General features: G+C 73.4%; 13 protein-coding genes. 2 read left to right on the forward strand and 11 right to left on the reverse strand.

Going from position 1 to position 19,656, the window contains the following annotated elements; all coding sequences use genetic code 11:
* Positions 1-115: 115 nt before the first annotated feature.
* The 8 genes from ispG to AB0O29_RS18705 form a co-directional block, all read right to left on the reverse strand.
* Positions 116-1,273 (reverse strand): flavodoxin-dependent (E)-4-hydroxy-3-methylbut-2-enyl-diphosphate synthase, encoded by a 1,158-nt coding sequence (ispG, locus tag AB0O29_RS18670; protein WP_365152956.1) that lies wholly within the window; start codon positions 1,271-1,273, stop codon positions 116-118.
* Between the two features lie 195 nt (positions 1,274-1,468).
* The gene (locus AB0O29_RS18675; RefSeq protein ID WP_365152958.1) at positions 1,469-2,770 is read right to left on the reverse strand and encodes a site-2 protease family protein; all 1,302 of its coding nucleotides are present in this window, start codon (positions 2,768-2,770) and stop codon (positions 1,469-1,471) included.
* Positions 2,767-4,029, reverse strand: coding sequence for a 1-deoxy-D-xylulose-5-phosphate reductoisomerase (dxr, locus tag AB0O29_RS18680; RefSeq protein ID WP_365152960.1), 1,263 nt, complete (start codon positions 4,027-4,029; stop codon positions 2,767-2,769). The genes AB0O29_RS18675 and dxr overlap by 4 nt, the downstream gene beginning before the upstream one ends.
* Positions 4,030-4,041: 12 nt before the next feature.
* The gene (locus AB0O29_RS18685; protein ID WP_365152962.1) at positions 4,042-5,352 is read right to left on the reverse strand and encodes a hypothetical protein; all 1,311 of its coding nucleotides are present in this window, start codon (positions 5,350-5,352) and stop codon (positions 4,042-4,044) included.
* A 68-nt stretch (positions 5,353-5,420) separates the two neighbouring features.
* On the reverse strand, positions 5,421-7,370 hold the full coding sequence (locus tag AB0O29_RS18690; RefSeq protein ID WP_365152964.1) for an acyl-CoA dehydrogenase family protein: 1,950 nt from the start codon (positions 7,368-7,370) through the stop codon (positions 5,421-5,423).
* A gap of 157 nt (positions 7,371-7,527) precedes the next feature.
* Entirely contained in the window at positions 7,528-8,973 is a 1,446-nt protein-coding gene (locus AB0O29_RS18695; protein ID WP_365152966.1) for an aldehyde dehydrogenase family protein, read from the reverse strand.
* 162 nt (positions 8,974-9,135) lie between these two features.
* The gene (locus AB0O29_RS18700) at positions 9,136-10,716 is read right to left on the reverse strand and encodes a PucR family transcriptional regulator ligand-binding domain-containing protein (RefSeq protein WP_365152968.1); all 1,581 of its coding nucleotides are present in this window, start codon (positions 10,714-10,716) and stop codon (positions 9,136-9,138) included.
* Between the two features lie 141 nt (positions 10,717-10,857).
* A complete protein-coding gene (locus AB0O29_RS18705) occupies positions 10,858-13,233 on the reverse strand; it encodes an ATP/GTP-binding protein (RefSeq protein ID WP_365152970.1) in 2,376 nt (791 codons plus the stop codon).
* Positions 13,234-13,473: 240 nt separating this feature from the next.
* Here AB0O29_RS18705 and gabT point away from each other — a divergent pair, with 240 nt between their 5' ends.
* Both gabT and AB0O29_RS18715 read left to right on the forward strand, forming a co-directional pair.
* A complete protein-coding gene (gene gabT / locus AB0O29_RS18710; protein ID WP_365152972.1) occupies positions 13,474-14,820 on the forward strand; it encodes a 4-aminobutyrate--2-oxoglutarate transaminase in 1,347 nt (448 codons plus the stop codon).
* 133 nt (positions 14,821-14,953) lie between these two features.
* Entirely contained in the window at positions 14,954-15,748 is a 795-nt protein-coding gene (locus AB0O29_RS18715; protein WP_365152974.1) for a phosphatase PAP2 family protein, read from the forward strand.
* Here the strand turns inward: AB0O29_RS18715 and AB0O29_RS18720 are convergent.
* The 3 genes from AB0O29_RS18720 to AB0O29_RS18730 all read right to left on the reverse strand — a co-directional run bounded on the left by AB0O29_RS18720 (position 15,717) and on the right by AB0O29_RS18730 (position 19,637).
* Positions 15,717-17,522 carry a glycoside hydrolase family 18 protein gene (locus AB0O29_RS18720; RefSeq protein ID WP_365152976.1) on the reverse strand — a complete coding sequence of 602 codons (1,806 nt, stop codon included), beginning with the start codon at positions 17,520-17,522 and terminating at the stop codon, positions 15,717-15,719. The two genes, AB0O29_RS18715 and AB0O29_RS18720, sit on opposite strands and share 32 nt — an antisense overlap.
* Positions 17,523-17,609: 87 nt before the next feature.
* Complete coding sequence (locus AB0O29_RS18725) at positions 17,610-18,065, reverse strand: hypothetical protein (protein ID WP_365152978.1); 456 nt, start codon at positions 18,063-18,065, stop codon at positions 17,610-17,612.
* A gap of 153 nt (positions 18,066-18,218) precedes the next feature.
* On the reverse strand, positions 18,219-19,637 hold the full coding sequence (locus tag AB0O29_RS18730; protein WP_365152980.1) for an FAD-dependent oxidoreductase: 1,419 nt from the start codon (positions 19,635-19,637) through the stop codon (positions 18,219-18,221).
* Positions 19,638-19,656 lie beyond the last annotated feature (19 nt).

Here is a 19,656-nt window from a genome sequence, read left to right on the forward strand (position 1 = left end):
CTCCGGGCTGTGGGGCGCCTGGAACGTGCTGGCCAAGGGCACCCTCGGGGTGGCCGCCTCGGTGCTCCTGGCAGCCGGGCGCCGGCTCCGACCTGGCCTCGCTGGCGGCGGGGTCTCAGACGCCGATGGCGACGCTGGGCTCGCCGGAGGCGACGCCGTCCTTCTCCATCTGCTCGGCGATCTTCAGCGCCTCTTCGATGAGGGTCTCCACGATCTTGGACTCGGGGACGGTCTTGATGACCTCGCCCTTGACGAAGATCTGGCCCTTGCCGTTGCCGGAGGCGACGCCGAGGTCGGCCTCGCGGGCCTCGCCCGGGCCGTTGACGACGCAGCCCATGACGGCGACGCGCAGCGGCACGGTCATGCCGTCGAGGCCCGCGGTGACCTCTTCGGCCAGCTTGTAGACGTCGACCTGTGCGCGGCCGCAGGAGGGGCAGGAGACGATCTCCAGGCGGCGCGGCTTGAGGTTCAGCGACTCCAGGATCTGGTTGCCGACCTTGACCTCCTCGACCGGCGGCGCGGAGAGGGAGACGCGGATGGTGTCGCCGATGCCCTCGGAGAGCAGCGCGCCGAAGGCGACGGCGGACTTGATGGTGCCCTGGAAGGCGGGGCCCGCCTCGGTGACGCCGAGGTGCAGCGGGTAGTCGCACTGGGCGGCGAGCTGGCGGTAGGCGTTGACCATGACGACCGGGTCGTTGTGCTTGACCGAGATCTTGATGTCGCCGAAGCCGTGCTCCTCGAAGAGGGAGGCCTCCCACAGCGCGGACTCGACGAGCGCCTCGGGGGTGGCCTTGCCGTACTTCTTCAGCAGCCGGGCGTCGAGGGAGCCGGCGTTGACGCCGATGCGGATCGGCGTGCCCGCGGCCTTGGCGGCGTGCGCGATCTCCTTGACCTTGTCGTCGAACTGCTTGATGTTGCCCGGGTTCACGCGGACGGCGGCGCAGCCGGCGTCGATCGCGGCGAACACGTACTTGGGCTGGAAGTGGATGTCGGCGATGACCGGGATCTGCGACTTCCTGGCGATCACGGCGAGCGCGTCGGCGTCGTCCTGCGTGGGGCAGGCGACTCGGACGATCTGGCAGCCGGACGCGGTCAGCTCGGCGATCTGCTGGAGCGTGGCACCGATGTCGGAGGTCCGGGTGGTGGTCATCGACTGCACCGAGACGGGTGCGTCGCCTCCGACGGCCACGGAACCGACCTGGATCTTGCGGCTGACCCTGCGGTCGGCAAGCTTCGTCGGCACGGACGGCATTCCGAGAGAGATGGCAGTCATCTGCTGTGCAACCCCAAGGTGTGGATCGAGGTCCCGAGATCGGCGGGCTCCAGGCCTTTGAGGTTACGCCAAAGCGCGCGTGCCCCTCGCATCCGAGGGGTCGGCGCCACCCGAACGTAGGGAGCCGGGCACGGTGTGTGCCCGGCTCCGGTGTCCGAGGTGGTACGGCCCGTCGGGCCTCCGCGGCCGGCCCGACTAGTTGATCTTGATCGGGTTGACCACGTCGGCGACGAGGACCAGCAGGGTGAAGCAGACGAAGACGCCCGCGACCACGTACGCGGCGGGCATCAGCTTGGCCACGTCGAAGGGGCCGGGGTCGGCGCGCCGGAAGACCTTCGCCACGGTGCGGCGGACGGACTCCCACAGCGCGCCGGCGATGTGGCCGCCGTCGAGCGGGAGCAGCGGGAGCATGTTGAACAGGAACAGCGAGAGGTTGAACCCGGCCAGCAGGTTGAGGAAGAAGACCAGCTGGTACTGGGCGGGGATGTCCAGGTTGAAGATCTGGCTGCTCACGCGGGCCGCGCCGACGACGCCCATCGGGCTGTCCTGCTTGCGCTCGGCACCGTTGAAGGCGGCGTTCCACAGGTCCGGGACCTTGCCGGGGAGGTCGACGAGGGACTGGACGCCGGCCTCCATCATCTCGCCCATGCGGCTGACGGACTGGCCGAAGGTCTGCGGGACGTAGCCGACGGCGGGGGCGAAGCCGAGGAAGCCGGCGGTGACGTACTGGTCCTTGACGTAGCGGCCGTCGGCGTCGGTCTTGGCGACCTTGTTCTCGATCAGGTTGGCGTGCAGGTCGAGGCGCTGCCCGGCCCGCTCGACGGTGATGGTCGCGGGGCCGGTGGTGGCGCGGATGTCCTTCTGGAGGACGGACCAGTCGCTCACCGGGCGGCCGTTGAAGGCGACGATCTTGTCCTCGGCCCGCAGCCCGGCGGCCTTGGCCGGGGCGGCCGGGTCGCCGGGGGCGCACTTGTCGCGCTTCTCGGTCTGCTGGATGACGCAGTCGGAGACCGAGCTCACGACGGTGGTCTGGGTGTTGAGCCCGAAGGTCATCAGGGTGGTGAGGAAGATCGCCACGGCCAGGACCAGGTTCATGAACGGTCCGGCGAACATCACGATGACGCGCTTCCACGGCCTGCGCGTGTAGAAGAGCCGGCTCTCGTCCCCGGGCTGGAGCTCCTCGTACGCGGCCGAGCGGGCGTCCTCGATCATCGACCGGAACGGCGAGGTCGAGCGCGCGGTGACCCTGCCGTCGTCCCCGGGCGGGAACATCCCGATCATGCGGATGTAGCCGCCCATCGGGATGGCCTTGATGCCGTACTCGGTCTCGCCCTTCCGGCGCGACCAGATGGTCGGCCCGAAGCCGACCATGTACTGGGGCACCCGGATGCCGAAGAGCTTGGCCGTGGAGAGGTGGCCGAGCTCGTGCCACGCGATGGAGACCAGCAGGCCGAACGCGAAGAGCACGACCCCGAGCACCGTCATCAAAGCCGTCATGCGCTCTCCTCCACGGCGGCCCCTGCCGCCAGCTCCCGGGCCCGGGCCCTGGCCCAGGTCTCCGCTTCGAGGACGTCCTGGACGGTGAGGGAAGTTCCCGACCGCGGCGTCCCGTGCTCATCGACCACTGCGGAGACCGTATCCATGATTGCTGTGAACGGCAGCCTGCCGGCCAGGAAGGCCTCGACGCACTCCTCGTTCGCGGCGTTGAAGACCGCGGGGGCGGTCCCGCCCAGGGTGCCCACGTGCCGGGCGAGCCCGACGGAGGGGAAGGCCTCGGTGTCCAGCGGGAAGAACTCCCAGGTGGAGGCCTTGGTCCAGTCGAAGGCGGGGGCCGCGTCGGGGACCCGCTGGGGCCAGCCGAGGCCGATCGCGATGGGGCCGCGCATGTCCGGCGGGGTGGCCTGGGCGAGGGTGGAGCCGTCCGAGAACTCGACCATGGAGTGGACGTACGACTGGGGGTGGACGACGACCTCGATGCGCTCGAAGGGGATGTCGTAGAGCAGGTGCGCCTCGATGACCTCCAGCCCCTTGTTGACCAGGGTGGCGGAGTTGATCGTGATGACCGGGCCCATGGCCCAGGTGGGGTGCGCGAGGGCGTCCTGGACGGTGACCTGCGCCAGCTCCGCGCGGGTGCGGCCGCGGAAGGGGCCGCCGGAGGCGGTGACGACCAGCTTGCGGACGTCGGCGCGGGTGCCGGCGGCCAGCGCCTGGAAGAGGGCCGCGTGCTCGGAGTCCACGGGGATGATCTGGCCGGGTGCGGCGAGGGCCTTGACCAGGGGGCCGCCGACGATCAGCGACTCCTTGTTGGCCAGGGCGAGGGTCCGGCCGGCGCGCAGCGCGGCGAGGGTGGGCGCGAGGCCGATGGAGCCGGTGATGCCGTTGAGGACGGTGTGGCAGGGCGAGGCGGCGAGGTCGGTCGCGGCGTCGGGCCCGGCGAGGATCTCGGGCAGCGGCTCGGAGGGCCCGTACGCGCTGCTCAGCGCCTCCTTCAGGGCCGGGACGGCGTCCTCGCGGGCGACGGCCACGGTCCGCACCCGCAGCTTGCGGGCCTGCTCGGCCAGCAGGGCGGTGCGGCCGCCCGCGGCGGACAGGGCGGTGACCCGGAAGCGGTCCGGGTTGCGCAGGGCGAGGTCGATGGCCTGGGTGCCGATGGACCCGGTCGACCCGAGGATGACGATGTCCCGGCGGCCGGCCGCGGCGTCGAAGAGGAGGTGCGGGTCGGCGAGGGGGGCTGGACTGTCGCTCATGCCCCCCATTGTTGCCTCTCCTCAGGGCCGGTTGGACACGGAGTCCCCGTCCGTGACCCGGGCGAGGAGTTCGGGCAGGGTGCCGGCGAAGCCGGGCAGGGCGCGGGCCGCGCGCCACCAGGCCTCCGCGTCGTCCCCGAGGGCCGCGTCGAAGAGCCGGTCGGCCTCCGCGCGGGCGGCGAGGACGGCGGCCGGCCGGTCGTGGCGGTCGGGGTGGCCGATGTCGCCGAGCCACTGGTCCTCGTCGAGCGCCCAGCAGGCCGGGACCTTGTGCCGGACGACGTCGGCGCCGGTGAGCAGGGAGCGGTCGAGGCAGTCGCGGACCCAGCGGACGTCCTCGGCGGCGGTGTCCATCGGCACGGCGAGGCTGACGAGGGCCAGTTCGCGCTCCCAGGCCCCGGCGGGCTCCGGGGGTGCGGTCTCCGGCGCGAGGTGGCGGACGGCCCGGGCCAGCGCCGGGTCGTGCCGTACGGCGCCGGGCGCGGCCGGGGCGCCGGCGGCCAGCGCGGCCGCCAGCTCGGGCAGGGTGCCGGGGAAGCCGGCGGCACGGCGGGGCAGTTCGGCCCAGAGCCGGGGGTCCTCGCCGAGCGGGCGGCGCAGGGCGCGGTGCACGGCCGACTGCATCTCGGCCTGCTCGGGCAGGCTCCAGCGCAGGCCCCGGGTGACGGGCAGGTGGCCGAGGAGCAGGGTGCGGGCGGCGGGGGCCACGTGGACGACGAGCTCGTCGCAGGTCAGCAGGCCCATGCGGACGGCGCGGACGGCGGGCCGGTACCAGTGGCGCCCGTACGTCCCCCCGGCGCGGGCGTCGAGCAGGGCGAGGCACGCGGTGCGGGGCAGGCCGCCCGCCAGCAGCAGCGCCTCGACGGCGCCGGGCGGCAGCGGGGCGCGGGCGTGCTCGCGCAGCAGCTCCCCGGGGTCGAGCGCGTGCGGCATGCGCAGGAGGGTGAGCGGGATCCGGGGGCGGCGGCCGTGGCGGCGCAGCAGGGCGGTCAGCTCCGCGGTGGTGAAGGGCCCGGGGCCGACGTCGGCCAGCAGTTCCGGGGAGGGCCCGGGGCGGGCGGCGTACCGGGCGGCGGCGGGCAGGCCGGGCAGCGGGCGGCCCACCACGTGCGGGTTGCGGGCGATGTAGTGCCGGTCGGCGTCGGTGCCGTCGCGCAGCAGCAGGGTGACGGCCGCGGCGGGCAGCCACTGGTCGCGGCACAGGTACTTGCGGACGGGGTCGTCGAGCCGGTCGAGGAGGGCGGCGACGACGTGGTGCGGTGCGTGGCGCAGCAGGTGCGCCACGCACCGGGCCAGCTCCCGGCTGGCCCGGTCCTCCTCGGCCGTCGGCATCGTCCTCGTCCGCCTCGCGCTCGTGCCCGTGCTCGTACATCCGTCCGAACAATGCCGATGATGGCAGGTCAGCGCAGCGGACGGTGAACGTTTTTCCGCGTGGACGGTCCCGGTTCGGCGTCGGCGATCCAGGGTCCGTCGCCGGAGGGGTCGAGGACCCCCTCCTCCAGCCAGGTGTAGGTGCCGGAGAGGACGCCCTTGACGACCTTGTTGTCGACGTCGTCGGTGTTGGCCCACAGCCGGCCGAAGAGCTCCTCGACGCGCAGCCTGGACTGCCGGCAGAAGGCGTCGGCCAGCTGGTAGGCCTCGCGGCCGTGGTCGCCGGTGGCGCGCAGGTGCTCGGCGCGCACGCAGGCCGCGCTCATCGCGAAGAGTTCGGCGCCGATGTCGACGATCCGCCCGAGGAAGCCCTGTTTGGTCTCCATGCGGCCCTGCCAGCGGGCCATGGCCATGAACATCGCACGAGCGAGTTTGCGCGCGCCGCGCTCGACGTAGCGCAGGTGGGTGGCGAGGTCGGGGTGGCCGGCCGGGTGGAACTCGCGGTAGGTGCCGGGCACCTGGCCGGGGCCGGTGGCGAGCTTGGGCAGCCAGCGGGCGTAGAAGCCGGCGGCGCGGGCGCCCGCCTTGGCCTTGTCGCCGAGGGCCTTGTCGGGGTCGATGAGGTCGCCCGCGACGGAGAGGTGGGCGTCGACGGCCTCGCGGGCGATCAGCAGGTGCATGATCTCGGTGGAGCCCTCGAAGATCCGGTTGATGCGCAGGTCGCGCAGCAGCTGCTCGGCGGGGACGGCCCTCTCGCCGCGCGCGGCCAGGGACTCGGCGGTCTCGAAGCCGCGGCCGCCGCGGATCTGGACCAGCTCGTCGGCCATCAGGCAGGCCATCTCGGAGCCGTAGAGCTTGGCGAGGGCGGCCTCGATGCGGATGTCGTTGCGGTCCTCGTCGGCCATCTGCGAGGCCAGGTCCACCACGGCCTCCAGGGCGAAGGTGGTGGCCGCGATGAAGGAGATCTTGGCGCCGACGGCCTCGTGCCGGGCGACCGGGCGGCCCCACTGCTCGCGGACCCCGGACCACTCGCGGGCGATCTTCAGGCACCACTTGCCGGCGCCGACGCACATGGCGGGCAGCGAGAGCCGTCCGGTGTTGAGGGTGGTCAGCGCGATCTTGAGGCCGGCGCCCTCGGAGCCGATCCGCTGGGAGGCGGGAACGCGGACGCGGTGGAAGCGGGTGACGCCGTTCTCCAGGCCGCGCAGGCCCATGAAGGCGTTGCGGTGCTCGACGGTGATGCCGGGCGAGTCGGCCTCCACGACGAAGGCGGTGATCCCGCCCCGGTGGCCCTCGCTCTTCGGCACCCGGGCCATGACCACGAGCAGGTCGGCGACCACCCCGTTGGTGGTCCACAGCTTCACCCCGTCGAGGACGTAGGAGTCGGGGTCCTCGGGGTCCGGGACGGCGGTGGTGGCCAGGCGCGCCGGGTCGGAGCCCACGTCGGGCTCGGTGAGCAGGAAGGCGCTGATCGCGGTGGTGGCGCAGCGGGGCAGGTAGGCGTCCTTCTGCTCCTTGGTGCCGAACATCTTCAGCGGCTGGGGCACGCCGATGGACTGGTGGGCGGAGAGCAGGGCGCCGATGGCCGGGCTGACGGAGCCGACGAGGGCGAGCGCCTTGTTGTAGTACACCTGGGTGAGGCCCAGGCCCCCGTACTCGGGGCTGATCTTCATGCCGAGGGCGCCGAGCTCCTTGAGCCCGCGCACGGTCTCGTCGGGGATCCGCGCATCGCGCTCGATGCGCTGCCCGTCGATCTCGTTCTCGCAGAACTCCCGCAGCCGGGCGAGGAAGGCCTCGCCGCGCCGGACGTCCTCGTCGGCGGGGAGCGGGTGGGGGTGGATCAGGTCGAGCCGGAAGCGGCCGAGGAAGAGCTCCTTGGCGAAGCTGGGTTTGCGCCAGTCCTGCTCCCGGGCCGCTTCCGCGACCTGCCGGGCCTCGCGCTCGGTCACCTTGGGCTGTACGGGCTGTGTTGCCGACATCCGGGTCCTCACCTCGCCGCATCGGGGGCTGCCGATCGGTTGCGTGTGAGTCGTACCCGTTTCGGGCGCCGGGGATTCGGGGGGCGCGGCAAAAGGGGGACGGCCGGAGCCCCCGCACAGTAGGCTCCGGCCGTCGGTCCATGACCGTACGAGTCGGTCAGATGTCGAGGCCCGTGAGGACCAGGACGCGCTCGTACGTGTAGTCGTCCATCGCGTAGCGGACGCCCTCGCGGCCCACGCCGGACTGCTTGACGCCGCCGTACGGCATCTGGTCGGCCCGGTACGAGGGGGCGTCGCCGATGATCACGCCGCCGACCTCGAGCTCGCGGTGGGCGCGGAAGGCGACCTGGACGTCGCGGGTGAAGACGCCGGTCTGGAGACCGAACTTCGAGTCGTTGACGGCGGCGAACGCCTCGTCGGTGTTCTCGACCCGGGTGATGGTCAGGACCGGGCCGAAGACCTCCTCGGTGGCGAGCTTGACGCCGGCCGGGATCTCGGCCAGGACGGTCGGCTCGACCGTGGCGCCGTCGCGCTTGCCGCCGGTGAGCAGCTTGGCGCCGGCGGAGACGGCCTCGTCCACCCAGGACTCGACGCGCTTGGCGGCGTCCTCGGAGACCAGCGGGCCGACGTCGGTGGCGTCGTCGGCGGGGTCGCCGGTGACCTGGGCCTGGACCTTCGCGACGACCTTCTCGACGAGGCGGTCGTAGACGGAGGCGTCGGCGATCACGCGCTGCACGGAGATGCAGGACTGGCCGGCCTGGTAGTTCGAGAAGGTCGCGATACGGGTCGCGGCCCAGTCGAGGTCGGCCTCGGAGGACCAGTCGGCGAGGACCACGGCCGCGGCGTTGCCGCCGAGCTCCAGGGTGCAGTGCTTGTGGGGCACCGACTGCTGGATGGCGTAGCCGACGGTGTCGGAGCCGGTGAAGGAGATGACCGGGAGGCGGTCGTCCTTGACCAGGGCCGGCATCTTGTCGTTGGCGACCGGCAGGACCGACCAGGAGCCGGCCGGGAGGTCGGTCTCGGCGAGCAGCTCGCCCAGGATCAGACCGGAGAGCGGGGTGGCCGGGGCCGGCTTCAGGATGATCGGCGCGCCGACGGCGATGGCCGGGGCCACCTTGTGGGCGCACAGGTTCAGCGGGAAGTTGAACGGCGCGATGCCGAGGACCGGGCCCTTGACGAAGCGGCGGGTCAGGGCCAGGCGGCCGACGCCGCCGGCGTCGGTGTCCAGGCGCTGGGCCTCTCCGCCGTTGAAGCGGCGGGCCTCTTCGGCGGCGAAACGGAACACGGACACCGCACGGCCGACCTCACCGCGCGCCCACTTGATCGGCTTGCCGTTCTCGGCGGAGATCAGCTGCGCGATCTCCTCGGTGCGCTCGGTGAGCCGCTTGGACACGTGGTCCAGGGCGGCGGCACGTACGTGGGCGGGGGTCGCGGAGAACTCCGCCGTCACGGCGTACGCCGCGGCCACGGCCTCTTCCACCTGGGCGTCGGTGGGCACGCTGACGGTGCCGACGAGACGGCCGTCCCACGGGTTGTGGACGTCGAAGCTGTCCTCGCCGGTGGCCTGGCGGCCGGCGAGCCAGAAGGCGTGGGTGGAAGTCATGCGAATCCCGGCCCTTCGGTGTGTGCGGTGGTCCTTGTCTCCACCAAGGTAGGTCGCCGCCGCGCGTTCGTCGTTTAGCCGCGTTGGAGCGGCGCCCCCGCGGCCTGCGCCGCTTTGTCACTGTTGCCCGTACGAGCCGCCGCCCGGGCCGGGCCCCCGGGGTCAGCGCTGGACCGGGCTGGCCTTCAGGGCGAGCCACAGCTCCATGCGGACGTCCGGGTCGTCCAGGGAGCGGCCGAGGATCTCCTCGACCCGCTTCATCCGGTACCGCAGGGTGTGCCGGTGCACCCCCAGGTCGGCGGCGGCCGCGTCCCACTGCCCGTGCCGGGTCAGCCACGCCTGGAGGGAGGCGACCAGATCGCCGCGCCCGGTCGCATCGTGCTCCCGCAGGGCCCGCAGCGTGCCCTCGGCGAAGGCCCGCACGGCCTCGTCGGCCAGCAGCGGCAGCACCGACCCCGCCGCGAGGTCCTCGTGCTCGACCAGCGGGCGCCCCCGCCGCCGGGCCACGGCCAGCGCCTGGTCGGCCTGCTTGAAGGCGGCGGCCACGCCCTCCGGTCCGGCCGGGGCCGACAGGCCCACGACCAGCTCGTCCGCCTCCGGCCCGGCCGTCTCCCGCCCGCGCCGGGACTCCAGCGCCTCCGCGTGGTCCGCGCACGCCTGCACCGCCGCTCCCCCGTCGGCCGCCAGCACCACCAGCCGCCCGGGCTCCGGCACCACCAGCAGCGCCTCCCCGCTGCGCGACGCGGCCGACTCCACCGCGTCGGCCAGCAGCGCCAGCCCCTCCGGCTGGGCCGTCCCCGCCAGCGCCGGCTCGGCGACGACGATCCGGAACGGCGCCTCCAGCAGGACCCCGTACAGGTCCCCGGCGACCGCCCGGGCGTGCTCGGCCTCCCCGTCCAGCAGCATCCGCAGCACGGCCGCGCCCAGCCGGGACTCGGCGTCGTGCAGGGAGCGCGAGCGCTCGGTGGTCAGGGTCAGCAGGGCGACGGCGGAGTGCACCGCGTACCGCTCGGCGGTGCCCAGCGGGGCCGCCGTACCCACGGCGAGGGCGCCGCGCGCACGCCGTCCGGTGCCCAGCGACTGGAGCTCGACGCGGTCCTCGGCGCCGCCCACCACCGCGCTCGCGGGCGCCGGCCGCTCGCGCAGCCGCTCCACGTCGGGGGTGAGCCGGGCGGCGCGCCGCGCGGCCCAGTCGGGGGCGGCGGCGACGACCGCGCCGGAGGTGTCGTACAGCGCGGCCCAGCCGTGTACGTGGGCCGCCAGCTTCGCCAGCAGGTCGGCGGGGCCGTCGGCGGACAGCGCGGCCCGGGTCAGCTCCCGCTGCGCCTCGAAGCCCGCCGTCACGGCCCGGTACTGGTCGGCCGCGAGGGCCGCCGAGACGGCCTTGCTGATGGCGAGGAACGGGGTGCGCCGGGGCACCTCCAGCAGCGGCAGGTCCTCCTCCCGGGCGGCCTGGACCAGCGCGTCGGGGACCGCGTCGTAGTTGACCCCGACGGCGAAGCCGATGCCGACGACCCCGGCGGCCGCGAGGCGCCGTACGTAGCGGCGCATCTCCTCAGGGTCCTCGGCGTCCAGCTTCATGGCGGTGACGAGCAGCAGCTCGCCGCCCTCCATGTAGGGGACGGGGTCGGCGAGCTCGCTGACGTGGGCCCAGCGCACGGGGGTGTCGAGGCGGCTCTCCCCCGCCCGGACGCTGAGCTTGAGCGCCGAGTGCTGGACGAGCGAGGCGAGGGTGAGCGGCATGGGTACCAGGGGCCTTTGGAGCGAGAGTGAGCGGGACGGGTGGATCGTTCTCACTCCGGAGCTTCCCCGTCCATCCCTTCGGGGTTTGCTCCATGTCGTATGAACGACCCCTTTCGATTCTGCCACCCCGTACGGGTCCGCTCAGCCCGTTCCGGCCAGCCGGAGCAGCAGCGGGGCCGCGCGCTCCCCGCGGACGGAGGTCAGCGAGAGCACCGCGCACCCGGGCGGTACGACGTGCGCCAGGTCGGAGGCGGACCAGAGCTCGCGCTCCACCTGGCGCACGGTGATCGCGTCGGTGGTGACGTCCTTGCCGGTGAGCAGCCTGCGCAGGGCGTGAACGGCCCGGGTACGCGCCTTGTCGGCGAAGACGGTCTGGTGGGTAATGTCTCGGGTCTCCACCCACTCGGTGCCCCAGGCCTCGGCGAACCGCTGCCCGTCCCAGGTGGTCACGCCGGAGAAGGCCATCCGGCAGCCGACCGCCCCGAGCAGCGGCGTCCGCAGGGCCTCCAGTACGTCGTCCAGTGAGCGCAGCGCGAGCAGCACCCCGGCGTTCGCCGAGCGCAGCCGCTGGAGGCCGCGGACGGTTTCAGGGGTCAGGGTGTGCGAGGCGTCGTCGAGGGCGAGGAAGGCGAACAGCGAGCGGTCGGCGCGGGCGGCGGCGGAGGCGTTGAACTGGGCGAGCAGTAGCCGGGCCAGCATCCGGGAAGCGTCGGCGTGCCCGCGCTCGGGGAGGTCCACCCGGACCCGGACGGGGTGTTCGAGGGCGCGCATCGAGAAGGGCCGCCCGCGTCCGGTGGTGTCGAAGAAGCCGGCGAAGGCGGGCCGGTCGAGCAGGGCGATCCGGTCGGCGAGGGCCGGGCCGGGGTCGCCGTGGGCCCCGTACTGGCGCTCGCGCGCGTCGAGCTCGCGGAGCATGGCCTGCTGGCCGGCGCCCTCCAGGGCCTGGCGCAGGGAGGTGACGGCGGTGGGCACCCCGTCGAGCAGCTCGCGCAGCTCGGGCACGGCGGGGAAGCGGCCGTGCGCCGCGCGGAACGGGCCGAGCAGCTGGGCGAGGGCGGTGGCGGCGCGGCGCACGTCGGTGCCGGGGACGTCGGCGACGAGGGCCTCGGCGAGGAGGGCGGCGGCCTCGTCGCAGTCGCCGGTGCCGCCGTAGAGGTCGAGGTCGTGGACGGAGTCGGGGTCGCCGACGCGGACGACGATGTCGTAGGAGGCGTCGGGGCCGAGCCGGGATCCGGCGGCGCCGACGACGATGACGGCGGCCTGGCCGGACAGCGCCTGGAGCGCGAGGGACTCGACGACGGGCCGCACGAGGCGGGCGGTCTTGCCGCTGCCGGAGGGGCCGACGGCGAGCAGGGAGGTCCCGAGCACGTCGGGGCCGAGGGCGAGGCCGGTGCCGCGGCGGGCGTGGGGGTTGCGTTCGCCGTCGTCGACGGTGCCGAGGAGCACCTGGCGGGCGAGGAGGTCGTGCCGGGCGGCGCGGACCGGCAGGTCGCGGTCGCCGGAGGGGTGCACGCAGGCGGCGGCACCCTTGGCCCGCACGGCGTCGGCGAAGGCCGACAGCCGGGCGGGCTCGGCCCGCACGGACTCCCAGGCACGCCGGATCCGCGCGTAGTCCACGTCGTTCATCCGCCCACCTTGCACCTCCCCCCCGAGCCTCTCGGCCACGTCCCGCAGTCCGGCCTCGCGCAGCTCGGGCCACATGACGGGATCAGTCGGCGATCCGGGCTCGGCCGGTCGCGGCGCTTCGGGCCGGGCACCACGGGTGGCGTGCGCGGCTGGTGCGGATGGCCGGCGCAGCGCGAACCACAGAAACGTCAGAACGATCACGACGGTGATGACCGTATCCGCCTGGCGCATGATGGAGTCGTTGCCGTTGACGTCGCCGTCAACGAGCGGCAGATACGGATACACGACGAGCCGCAGCGGAAGCGCCAGCTCTGCCACCAGCCAGACCGCGACCAGGCCACCGGCCGCGATGGCGCCCGTCCGGACCAGCTGGCCCCGCGCTACGACCAGGCGGCGCCAGGCTGTAGGCCACGCCCCCAGGCGCCCGAAGCCATAGAGCAGCGCTGCGTCGAAGAGGAGCTCGTAGAGCGGCTGGGCCACCTCGCCACCTGTCCCCCTGACAGGCGCCCCGGTGGGGGTCCACCAATTCCACTTATCGGGGGTCAGTTTGAGCGGTGCGCTCCAGAACGGCATGTAGCCGTTGCGCATCAGCGACCAGACGAGGACGCAGACGAGCCCCCAGATAGCGGCCCTCTTGAGCAGGAGACGGTCGGAAACCGTCTCCTGTCCCTCCTCATCACGCGGCACTCGACCGAAGGCCCACATCCCCGGGGCACCTGCGGGGCGCGGGGTGCGCAGCCAGTCCGCGAAGCCCTCGCCCGCGCCGTACCCGGATCCGGGGGCTGCGGCCGGCGCGTGTCTCGGTTTCGGCGGGGCCGCGGCGGGTGCGGCCGGGCGGGGGACGTGCCCCGCACGGGTCGCCTGTCCGTCGTAGGTGCCCTCGCTGTCCATGAACCCCTGCCCCCTGCCGTTCCCTGTAACGCCGCGGCGCTCAATCTAGTGCCCGGCCCGCCACTTGACCCCGCACCCGGGCGCGATCCGCCGACGACGTGCCGCGTCCTTCCTATGGCCGCCGAGGACAAGGACACGCGGGCACCACTCCCTAACGGAGCATGCCTTACCCCCTCCCCCGGGCCTAGCCTGCGGACAAAGACACAAGTGCGTCCGAAAACACCCCCCAGGGAGCCCTCTATGACCGCTGTCCCGCAGGAGCGCCGCATCGTCACCGCGATCCCCGGCCCCAAGTCGCAGGAGCTTCAGGCCCGCCGCCTTTCGACGGTGGCCGGCGGCGTGGGCTCCGTGCTCCCCGTCTTCACGGCGCGCGCAGGCGGCGGCATCATCGAGGACGTCGACGGCAACCGCCTGATCGACTTCGGCTCCGGCATCGCCGTGACCTCCGTCGGCGCCTCCGCCGAGGCCGTCGTGCGCCGCGCCTCCGCGCAGCTCGCCGACTTCACCCACACCTGCTTCATGGTCACCCCCTACGAGGGCTACGTCGAGGTCTGCGAGGCCCTCGCCGAGCTGACCCCCGGCACCCACGCCAAGAAGTCGGCCCTGTTCAACTCCGGCGCCGAGGCCGTCGAGAACGCCGTCAAGATCGCCCGCGCGTACACCAAGCGCCAGGCCGTCGTCGTCTTCGACCACGGCTACCACGGCCGTACGAACCTCACGATGGCGCTGACGGCGAAGAACATGCCGTACAAGCACGGCTTCGGTCCGTTCGCCCCCGAGGTCTACCGCGTCCCGGTCGCCTACGGCTACCGCTGGCCGACCGGTGCCGAGAACTGCGGCCCCGAGGCCGCCGCCCAGGCGATCGACCAGATCACCAAGCAGATCGGCGCCGAGAACGTCGCCGCGATCATCATCGAGCCGGTCCTCGGCGAGGGCGGCTTCATCGAGCCGGCCAAGGGCTTCCTGCCCTCGATCGTGAAGTTCGCCAACGAGAACGGCATCGTCTTCGTCGCCGACGAGATCCAGTCCGGCTTCTGCCGCACCGGCCAGTGGTTCGCGTGTGAGGACGAGGGCATCGTCCCGGACCTGATCACCACGGCCAAGGGCATCGCGGGCGGTCTGCCGCTCGCCGCCGTGACGGGCCGCGCCGAGATCATGGACGCCGCGCACGCGGGCGGCCTGGGCGGCACCTACGGCGGCAACCCGGTGGCCTGCGCCGGCGCGCTCGGCTCCATCGAGACCATGAAGGAGCTCGACCTCAACGCCAAGGCGAAGAACATCGAGTCCCTCATGAAGTCCCGCCTCTCCGCGATGCAGGAGAAGTACGACATCATCGGCGACATCCGCGGCCGCGGCGCCATGATCGCGATCGAGCTCGTCAAGGACCCGGCGTCCAAGACCCCGTTCCCGGAGGCGGCCGGCGCGCTCGCCAAGGCCTGCCACGCCGAGGGCCTCCTCGTCCTCACCTGCGGCACCTACGGCAACGTGCTCCGCTTCCTGCCGCCGCTGGTCATCAGCGACGAGCTGCTGAACGAGGGCCTGGACCTCATCGAGGCCGCCTTCGCGGCCATCGGTACGGACGTCTGAGCGAACCGCCGAACACGGGAGCCCACCGGTACCGCCGGTAACGGTCGGGCTCTGTGAAGAAGCTGTGGGGGGCCGATGACAAGAGGCCGTTCCTGCTGTCGGTCCCCCCTCGGCTGCCGTACGGTTTCTGCAGATGAGTGAGACAGACCGCTCCCGGGTCACCGGGAGCGCCACCGGTACCGGGCTTCCCCAGCGCCGTACTGGGCATGCGTTCGCGCACACTCTTCTCCGATCGGACGGCCGTCCGCCCCAAACCCCCCGGGGCGTACGGCAACCCGGTCCGGCCGGCCGTCCCGGAACCATCCCCCCTGTTCCGGGACGGCCGGCCTCTTCCTTCCCTCTCCTCCCCCTCCTGCTGACGGCCCTGTGCGCCGTCCTCTTCTCGCTGATCACCTGGCAGGTCCTCGCCGGGGGCCCGCTGCTGGCCCCGGACCGGGCACTGAGCCGCGCGCTGGTGCGGACCGTCCCCGACTCCGTCACGGAGCGCCTCGCGGACCTCGGGAACGTCCAGGTCGCCGTCCCCGTCCTCGTCCTGGCCATGGCGTACGCCGTCCGGCGCGGCCATCGCCTCGCCGCCCTGGCGGCCGGTGCGGCGATGGCCCTGGTGCCGGCGCTGATCGTGCCGCTCAAGGAGTGGACCGCCCGCCCGGGCCCCCTGGAGCCCTGGGCCGCCGGCTACTTCCCCTCGGGCCACACGGCCACGGCGCTGACGGCCTACACGGCCGCCGCCCTGCTCGTCACCCCGCACACCCGCCGCCGCTGGCCCCTGCCCGCCGCGGCCGCCTTGACGGCCCTGACCGCGGCGGGGCTGGTCCTGCGCGGGTTCCACTGGCCCCTGGACGTCCTGGCCAGCCTGCTGCTGTGCACGCCCCTGCTGCTGGGCGTGCGGTGGGCGGTCAGCCGAAGTACGCGTCGAAGTTCCGGCTGAACTCCCAGCCGCCGAAGCGGTCCCAGTTCACCGACCAGGTCATCAGGCCGCGCAGGCCGGGCCAGGTTCCGTGGGGCTGGTAGGTCCCGCAGTTCACCCGCTTGGTGAGGCAGTCCAGCGCCTTGTCCACCTCGGCCGGCGGGGTGTGCCCGTTGCCGGCGTTCGGGGTGGCCGGGAGGCCGATGGCGACCTGGTCCGGGCGCAGGGGCGGGAACACGCGGGAGGTGTCGCCCGCGACGGGGAAGCCGGTGAGCAGCATGTCGGTCATCGCGGTGTGGAAGTCGGCGCCGCCCATGGAGTGGTACTGGCCGTCGAGGCCCGTGATCGGGCCGGAGTTGTAGTCCTGCACGTGGAGCAGGGTGAGGTCGTCGCGCAGGGCGTGGATGACGGGGAGGTAGGCGCCGGCGCGGGGGTCCTGGCCGCCCCAGGGGCCGGATCCGTAGTACTGGTAGCCCAGTTGGACGAAGAAGGTCTCGGGGGCCATCGTCAGGACGAAGCCGGGGCCGTAGCGGGCCTTGAGGGTCCTGAGCGCGGCGATCAGGTTGACGATGGCGGGGGTGGTGGGGTTGCGGAAGTCGGTGTCGCCGGTGGCGAGGGAGAGGGAGTGGCCCTCGAAGTCGATGTCGACGCCGTCGAGCCCGTACTCGTCGATGATCTTCGAGACGGAGGAGACGAAGGCGTCGCGGGCGGCCGTGGTGGTGAGCTGGACCTGGCCGTTCTGGCCGCCGATGGAGATGAGCACCTTCTTGCCCGCCGCCCGTTTGGCCTGCACGGCCGCCTTGAACTCGGCGGGGGTCTCCACTCCGGGGCATTCGGAGACCGGGCAGAGCTGGAAGCGGATGTCGCCGGAGGTGGCGGAGGTCGGTTCGCCGAAGGCCAGGTCGATGACGTCCCAGGAGGCGGGGACGTCGGCCATGCGCAGGTAGCCGGAGCCGTTGGCGAAGCTGGTGTGGAGGTAGCCGACGAGGGCGTGGGCGGGCAGTGCGGGGCCGCCCGGGTCTCCGCCGCCGGGCGGTGTGGTGACGGTGGCCGGGGCGCTGAGGGGGGATTCCCCGGCGGCGCTCACGGCGCTGACCCGGAAGGTGTACGGGGTGGCGGGGGCGAGCCCGGTGACCGTGGCCGAGGGGGTGGTGACGGTCAGGGGGGCGGCGCCGTCGCGGCGGACGGTGTAGGAGGCGGCGCCGGCGGACGCCGTCCAGGTGAGGGCGACGGCGGTGGGTGAGGTGGCCGTCGCGGTCAGGCCGGTGGGGGCGGCCGGGGGCTGCGGCTGTCCGGGGCCGCCGGGGTCGGGGCCGACGAGGGTGACGTCGTCGGTGAGGTGGGCGGGCTGCCCGTACCAGCCGTGGGTGTAGACGGTGACGGTGGTGGTGGCGGGGCCGGTGCGGAAGCCCGTGGTGAGCTGTTTCCAGGCGCCGGGGGTCTGGGTCCAGGTGGAGACGTCGGTGGTGCCGGTGCCGCTCGCGCCGAGGTAGGCGTACGCGCCCTGCACCCAGGCGGTGAGGGTGTACGCGGAGTCCGGCTTGACGGTGACGGTCTGGGAGCAGCGGGCGTTGTCCTGGCCGGCCGGGGTGGCGCGGAGGGCGGAACCCCCGCCGTGGACGGGGGCGCCGACGACGGCTCCGCTGCCGGCGGAGCAGCTCCAGCCGTCGAGGCCCGATTCGAAGCCGCCGTTGCGGACGAGGTCGGCGTCGGCGGCCGCGGCGGGCGGGCCCGAGGCGAGGAAGGCGGCCGCGGCGAGGGCCGCGGCGGACAGGAGGGACAGGGCTCTGCGCACGACTGCCTCCGGATCGTGGGGGGTTGGAGGATCCGGGCCAACATGGTCCAGACCAATCCCCTTGTCAAGGCTTCGCGCACGACCGCCTCAGCCCTCCCCCGCCAGGGCCCTGGCCGCGGCCTCGTGCAGCGCGAGCTCCAGCAGCACCGGGTCGGTGAGGGTGCCCCGGCCGTCGGGGAGTTCGAGCCAGCGCGGACCGCCCGCGGCCCGGCCGGGGTACGGGACCGCGATCCAGCTCCCGCGCCCCGCGCCCCGTACGCCGGTGCCGATCCAGTGGGAGGCGGTGCCCGCCGGGACGAAGAAGCCCAGGCGGGCCGTGCCGGCGGCGGCGAGCACCGGGCCGGGCGGGGCCGCCAGCCGGCGCAGCACGCCGAGGGCGGCCCCGCCCAGCTCCCCCGGGGTGATCAGCAGGTCCCAGTGCACGCCGGCCGGCAGGAGGGCGACCCCGAGGGGGCTGCGCTCCCATTCCCACCGGCAGGCGTCGGGGTCCGGCGCCGCCGCCGCCAGCCACTCCACTGCCGTCCTGGTCCCCGGGAACGCCATCGCCCGGCCTCCGTTCGTCTCGTGAGGTGAGGGTGTCTCACCGGGAGAGAGCGGGGCCGGGCGGTGCTATGACGCGGGTCGGGTTGCTCCATGGGGGTGAAGCGGGGCACGGCCCCGGCGCGGGAGTGCGCCGGGGTGCGCCCTTCGGCGGTCTCAGCTGTCGAAGCCGAGGCCGAGGCGGTCCAGCGTCTTCAGCCACAGGTTGCGGTGGCCGCCCCGGGCGTCGGCGCGGGCCAGCGACCACTTGGTGAGGGCGATCCCGGTCCAGGCCAGGGGCTCGGGCGGGAACGGCATCGGCTTGGACTTGACCATCTCCAGCCGGGTGCGCTCGGTGGAGAGCCCGTCCAGCAGGTCCAGCATCACGTCCGCGCCGAAGCGGGTGGCGCCCACCCCGAGCCCGGTGTAGCCGGCGGCGTAGGCGACCCGGCCGGAGTGCGCGGTGCCGAAGAACGCCGAGAAGCGGGAGCAGGTGTCGATGGCCCCGCCCCAGGCGTGGCTGAAGCGCAGCCCCTCCAGCTGCGGGAAGGCGGTGAAGAAGTGCTCGGCGAGCTTGAGGTAGGTCTCCGGGCGGTGGTCGTACTCCGAGTCGAGCTTGCCCCGGTAGGGGTAGATCGCGTCGTAGCCGCCCCACAGGATGCGGTTGTCCTTGGTGATGCGGAAGTAGTGGAACTGGTTGGCGCTGTCGCCGAGCCCGGGCCGGTTCTTCCAGCCGACGGAGGCCAGCTGCTCCTCCGTCAGCGGCTCGGTCATCAGCGCGTAGTCGTAGACCGGGACGGTGAACGGGCGGATGCGCTTGACCAGCGACGGGAAGATGTTGGTGCCCAGGGCGACCCGGCGGGCCAGGATCGTCCCGTACGGGGTCTCCACCGTCATCCCGGCGCCGGCCCGGGCCATCCTCAGGCCGCGGGTGTTCTCGTAGATCCGCACGCCCTGCTCCAGGCAGGCCCGCTTCAGGCCCCAGGCCAGCTTGGCGGGGTTGAGCATGGCGACGCCCTCGCGGTCCCACAGGCCCGCGAGGAAGGTCGGGGAGTCGACCTCCGCGCGCAGGGCCTCGCCCTCCAGCCATTCGGAGCCGTCCGCGAGGCCCAGCTTGCGGGCCTCCTCGTACAGTTCGCGCAGCTCCTCGACCTGGTGCGGCTCGGTGGCCACGTCGATCTCGCCGGTGCGCTCGAAGTCGCAGTCGATCCCGTAGCGGGCGACCGCCTCCTCGATGGCGTCGAGGTTGCGGGCGCCGAGCTCCTCCAGCTTGGCGAGCTCACCGGGCCAGCGGGCCAGGCCGTTGGCGAAGCCGTGGGTGAGGGAGGCCGCGCAGAAACCGCCGTTGCGGCCGGAGGCGGCCCAGCCCGCCTCCTTGCTCTCGATCAGGACGACGTCGCGGCCGGGGTCGCGCTCCTTGGCGAGCAGCGCGGTCCACAGCCCGCTGTAGCCGGCACCGATGACGAGCAGGTCGCACTTCTCGTCGGAGGTGAGGGCCGGCTGCGGGTCGGGGCGGCCGGGGTCGTCCAGCCAGTACGAGACCGGCTTCGCTTCGGAAAGGGATTTCGCAACACTACGCATGGCGACTGGGGCCATGGCTTCCAACTCCCTACAG

The organism is Streptomyces sp. NPDC089915, from assembly GCF_040684675.1.
Taxonomy (GTDB): Bacteria; Actinomycetota; Actinomycetes; order Streptomycetales; family Streptomycetaceae; genus Streptomyces.

Coding starts and splice junctions, on each gene's coding strand:
- AB0O29_RS18675 (WP_365152958.1), bottom strand. CDS start 2,770: ATGACGGCTTTGATGACGGTGCTCGGGGTCGTGCTCTTCGCGTTCGGC.
- AB0O29_RS18725 (WP_365152978.1), bottom strand. CDS start 18,065: ATGGCGTTCCCGGGGACCAGGACGGCAGTGGAGTGGCTGGCGGCGGCG.
- ispG (WP_365152956.1), bottom strand. CDS start 1,273: ATGACTGCCATCTCTCTCGGAATGCCGTCCGTGCCGACGAAGCTTGCC.
- gabT (WP_365152972.1), top strand. CDS start 13,474: ATGACCGCTGTCCCGCAGGAGCGCCGCATCGTCACCGCGATCCCCGGC.
- AB0O29_RS18685 (WP_365152962.1), bottom strand. CDS start 5,352: ATGCCGACGGCCGAGGAGGACCGGGCCAGCCGGGAGCTGGCCCGGTGC.
- AB0O29_RS18715 (WP_365152974.1), top strand. CDS start 14,954: ATGAGTGAGACAGACCGCTCCCGGGTCACCGGGAGCGCCACCGGTACC.
- AB0O29_RS18700 (WP_365152968.1), bottom strand. CDS start 10,716: ATGCCGCTCACCCTCGCCTCGCTCGTCCAGCACTCGGCGCTCAAGCTC.
- AB0O29_RS18705 (WP_365152970.1), bottom strand. CDS start 13,233: ATGGACAGCGAGGGCACCTACGACGGACAGGCGACCCGTGCGGGGCAC.
- AB0O29_RS18730 (WP_365152980.1), bottom strand. CDS start 19,637: ATGGCCCCAGTCGCCATGCGTAGTGTTGCGAAATCCCTTTCCGAAGCG.
- AB0O29_RS18695 (WP_365152966.1), bottom strand. CDS start 8,973: ATGACTTCCACCCACGCCTTCTGGCTCGCCGGCCGCCAGGCCACCGGC.
- dxr (WP_365152960.1), bottom strand. CDS start 4,029: ATGGGGGGCATGAGCGACAGTCCAGCCCCCCTCGCCGACCCGCACCTC.
- AB0O29_RS18690 (WP_365152964.1), bottom strand. CDS start 7,370: ATGTCGGCAACACAGCCCGTACAGCCCAAGGTGACCGAGCGCGAGGCC.